This window comes from uncultured Campylobacter sp. (assembly GCF_937890585.1).
Classification (GTDB): domain Bacteria; phylum Campylobacterota; class Campylobacteria; order Campylobacterales; family Campylobacteraceae; genus Campylobacter_A.
This window is the reverse complement of sequence record NZ_CALACG010000087.1, coordinates 1-3,482: the sequence shown is the minus strand read 5'-3', so window position 1 is coordinate 3,482 and position 3,482 is coordinate 1. Positions and strand designations below refer to the sequence as shown.

The 3,482-nt window shown below is 36.7% G+C and carries 6 protein-coding genes and 1 pseudogene; all 7 read right to left on the bottom strand.

The window, feature by feature from the left end; genetic code table 11:
* Positions 1–237: 237 nt before the first annotated feature.
* Entirely contained in the window at positions 238–972 is a 735-nt protein-coding gene (locus tag Q0296_RS02460; protein ID WP_298036123.1) for a hypothetical protein, read from the bottom strand.
* A 41-nt stretch (positions 973–1,013) separates the two neighbouring features.
* Positions 1,014–1,274, bottom strand: coding sequence for a hypothetical protein (locus Q0296_RS02455; protein WP_298036121.1), 261 nt, complete (start codon positions 1,272–1,274; stop codon positions 1,014–1,016).
* Positions 1,275–1,424: 150 nt separating this feature from the next.
* Entirely contained in the window at positions 1,425–1,661 is a 237-nt protein-coding gene (locus tag Q0296_RS02450; protein WP_298036120.1) for a transcriptional regulator, read from the bottom strand.
* Between the two features lie 256 nt (positions 1,662–1,917).
* Positions 1,918–2,493 (bottom strand): hypothetical protein, encoded by a 576-nt coding sequence (locus Q0296_RS02445; protein ID WP_298036118.1) that lies wholly within the window; start codon positions 2,491–2,493, stop codon positions 1,918–1,920.
* A gap of 121 nt (positions 2,494–2,614) precedes the next feature.
* Complete coding sequence (gene ssb / locus Q0296_RS02440) at positions 2,615–3,094, bottom strand: single-stranded DNA-binding protein (protein WP_298036116.1); 480 nt, start codon at positions 3,092–3,094, stop codon at positions 2,615–2,617.
* Complete coding sequence (locus Q0296_RS02435) at positions 3,079–3,273, bottom strand: hypothetical protein (RefSeq protein ID WP_298036114.1); 195 nt, start codon at positions 3,271–3,273, stop codon at positions 3,079–3,081. The genes ssb and Q0296_RS02435 overlap by 16 nt, the downstream gene beginning before the upstream one ends.
* 2 nt (positions 3,274–3,275) lie before the next feature.
* Positions 3,276–3,482 (bottom strand): annotated as a pseudogene (locus tag Q0296_RS02430) (phage recombination protein Bet); the annotation flags it as partial.

Below are 3,482 nucleotides of genomic sequence, written 5' to 3'. Positions count from 1 at the left end.
TTGTAGGATGCATAATTTGAGAATAAAAACACGCTTTGAATTTACTCCGTTGGAGTTTGAAATTCATATTTTACGTAGTGCGTGTCCTAGAAATAGGTTTTACTCCGTTGGAGTTTGAAAAAACATTGTTTTAAGTATTTTAAAGTGTTTCCTTATAGGATTTGAAACTATTCTACTTAAGGCAGTGTCATTATTTTACCCTTATAGGGTTTTAGTGGGGAGAATTCCCCACCTTTCTTATCTTTTCTCGCTAAATTTTGTAAGTTTCTCAAAGATATTCGAACAAGTAGTATATTCTTCTTTAATTATGCCATCTTCAAGCCCGGCAAAATCATATATAGAAAAATAGAGACGTTCATAAGTTTGTATTTCATCACGAGAGATAGGCTTGTTTGTGATATATACTGCCTCGTCAAGATTTTCGCCATCCCAAATTTCTGAGGCAATGATATACTTATCGCCAAAAGGGACGCTATCGCCCTTATGGTTTAGTTTTGATATATTTTTTGCGATGATTTCTTTCTCAATTTTTTTAATATCGTCATTTTCAAAAATATCAATAATTCCAAAATAGTCTTTTAGCTCTTGTTTGATTTTATTTGCTCTTTCGCAGTGATCAAATTGTTTTTTCACTGCTAGCAGGTTTTTATCATTTTTAAAATTTTCATAAATAAATTCTTTCCAAAAGCCGTTTTTATTCTCTATGATTACCTCTGCTTCTGAAAAAATATGCCTATATTCTGGATTGTAGATAGGGATTATTTTATTTTTGCCACTAAGGGTTGTCAAGCATAAAAATTTGTCGTCAAGGTGAAAATTATACCCAGCTTTTTTTAGTTTTTCTGCTATTTCGCCTTTATATTTTGAAACTATTTGCGATCTAGATAGTTGGGCATATATTTCAAACACATCACCATTGATAGCTTTTGCTTGCACTTTTGCCTGATCCCAAAGTTTTTTAAAATCTTTCATACTTTTTCCTTTTTTAATAAGAGGGGGTAGCCCCCCCCTATTTAATCCATAAACTCATTTTCATAGCTAAAAAATATTTCATCGGCAAACTCGCCAACAGAGTAAAACTTATCATCATCTGTAAATCTTACTGCTTTTACTTCATTTACGCCGTAAAATAAGCAATTATCACAACTTTGAAATCCTACAATTTCGCCGTTTTCATTATACACAAAAATCCCTGATGGGTTATTTCCTAAATTTACTATTTCGTCATTTTGCAACTTGATTTCTGATATTCCGTCATCGTAGAACTTTTTCATCTCTCATCCTTTTTCTTTATTTTTCAAAGTCCTTATTTGTCCTTTGATGGAGTAATTATAGCTAAAATAAAACTATAAGTCAAGGGTAAAAGTATAAATTAGGTATTTTTTTTAAAAATGAAGTACAAAAAAGGACTAAATGGCGTTTAATTAGTCCGCCAAAAAGTCTTTAAGATTGTTTTTAAAAGCTTCTGATTTTTCAAGCTTTGATTTTAAATTTAGGGTTTCCTTGTATAGCTCAATGGCTCTACGCATAGGCTCGCTAGCTTCGCCACTACCTGCATTTTTTATCGCACTTTCACTATACCCTATCATTTCGCCAAGTTGCTTATAGGTTAAATTTAGCTCCTTGCACGTTTGCTTTATTAGGTTTTTATCCGCTGTCATTGTCTATCCTTTTTTAGGGCGATTTTATCCGATCGCCCCTTAAAATGGTATTTCGTTAGTGCCATCTATCTCATCGCACTTTCAAAGTTTAACCGCTGTGGCAGTGGCACGCCTATCTTAAACGTGCCATTTACTAGCTTCATCTTATCTTTTGCGGTCATAATTGCTTCGCCGTAAGTCACTTTCTTTTCCTTTTTAGAAGTAGCTTTTTTAAGCGGTGCTTATTTGTGTTGCCGCTGAAGTTTTTGCCCATTTTTTAACCTTTTGCCTGTTCGCCTATTTTTAATAAAATTTCACATAAGCGAGACATAATGGGACTACGCCCTAGATATACGCCATAAGTTCTATAATTTTCGCCGCGCTCAGCATACTCTCTAGCTTCGCGATCGCTAAAAGTAAATACCATTCTTTCATCTACCACCCACCTTTGCGTAGTCGGGTAATAAGAATAGTCGTTTATTTTCTCTCGATCTCTTATATAGTTTTGCAAATCGTCGTTGTCATTCACGTTCAAAAGAATGCCAAGTTCCTTTATCAATTCTAGTCTTTGGGTGTCACTATCGGCACCTATTAGGTTTTCGTGTATTTCGTCTATTAGGTATGCTTTTGCCTGCTTAAGCCCCTCAGCCACGACAGCCCCTTCGTTAAATAGTGTCCAATTATCAGCAAATTCCTCATCTGTGATAAAAATCTCTTTCTTTTGGACTGTCAGACCATAGGGCTGAGCAGTGTCTCTAGTGTCTTGGTTAAGCATTTCTTTCCCCAAATCCGCTAAAAATTTTGTATCTTCATCAGATAAATAAAATGAAAAACCCTCATTATCTTGTGTCACATTAGCTCCTTTAATAATTTACTCGTCAAACAAAATTAACCAGCAAAAAGCCCTAAATATCGGCTTTTGTATGGCTGTATTAAGCTTATACTAAGCCAACTATCAAACAACCGTCAAACAATTAAAATGGTATTGTTTCGTCGTTGTCGTATTTGTCGGCTTCCACATCTATCTCATAGTCATCGACAGGCGGTTTTTGCTGCTGCGGCTTCTTAGGCGCTCCTTGCTGCAGGCGCTGATTTGAATAGCCTCCTTGCTGATAGCCTTGATTGTTTTGTTTTGCGTCACCTAGCATTTCCATGCTCTCAACGGCGATAGAGTGTTTTGAGCGATTTTGTCCGTTATTGTCTGTCCATTGATCGAGTTTTAAACGCCCCTCCACCAAAAGCTTTGAGCCTTTGCCTAGATACTGGTTTGCTGTCTCCGCTTGTTTTCCAAAAAACGTAATGTCGATAAAGCACGTTTCCTCGCGCTTCTCTCCGTTTAGCGTATATTTGCGAGTTACGGCAATACCTGTGCTGCCTATCGCCGCGCCGCCTTGTGTGTAGCGCAAATCAATATCTTTTGTTAAATTTCCGACTAAAATTATTTTGTTAAACATCTTTTAGCCTTTCGCCTATTTGCCCTTATTCTTTGGCTTCTATCGTAAGCGCCTGTTGTGCGTCTAGTTTTTGAGTGTGGCATGCGGGCTTTACTGTTTGTGTTTGTGGTGCACTTTGAAAAATCATCTGCGCCATTTAGCCCAGCGAACAATGCACTTAAAATTCCTAATGCTTTCATTTTTAGCTCCTTAAATTTTCCATTAGCGCGTCTATACTGCTTGGGTCGTTTAGATAGGCAGTAGCCTCATCAATACTTAGCCTTTCAACTAATTTTTCAGCCTCTGTTTCACTAGCACCTCGTTTTACCAGCTCGCTTTGTAATAGGTCGTGTGGCATTGGCTCAACTGTCAAATTTTCTTTTACAGTTGCGATTTCAACTTCAAGGGG

Excerpts from the sequence above, each read along its gene's own strand:
- Q0296_RS02450 (WP_298036120.1), bottom strand. The coding sequence starts at position 1,661 with ATGACAGCGGATAAAAACCTAATAAAGCAAACGTGCAAGGAGCTAAAT.
- Q0296_RS02455 (WP_298036121.1), bottom strand. The coding sequence starts at position 1,274 with ATGAAAAAGTTCTACGATGACGGAATATCAGAAATCAAGTTGCAAAAT.
- Q0296_RS02435 (WP_298036114.1), bottom strand. The coding sequence starts at position 3,273 with ATGAAAGCATTAGGAATTTTAAGTGCATTGTTCGCTGGGCTAAATGGC.
- Q0296_RS02460 (WP_298036123.1), bottom strand. The coding sequence starts at position 972 with ATGAAAGATTTTAAAAAACTTTGGGATCAGGCAAAAGTGCAAGCAAAA.
- ssb (WP_298036116.1), bottom strand. The coding sequence starts at position 3,094 with ATGTTTAACAAAATAATTTTAGTCGGAAATTTAACAAAAGATATTGAT.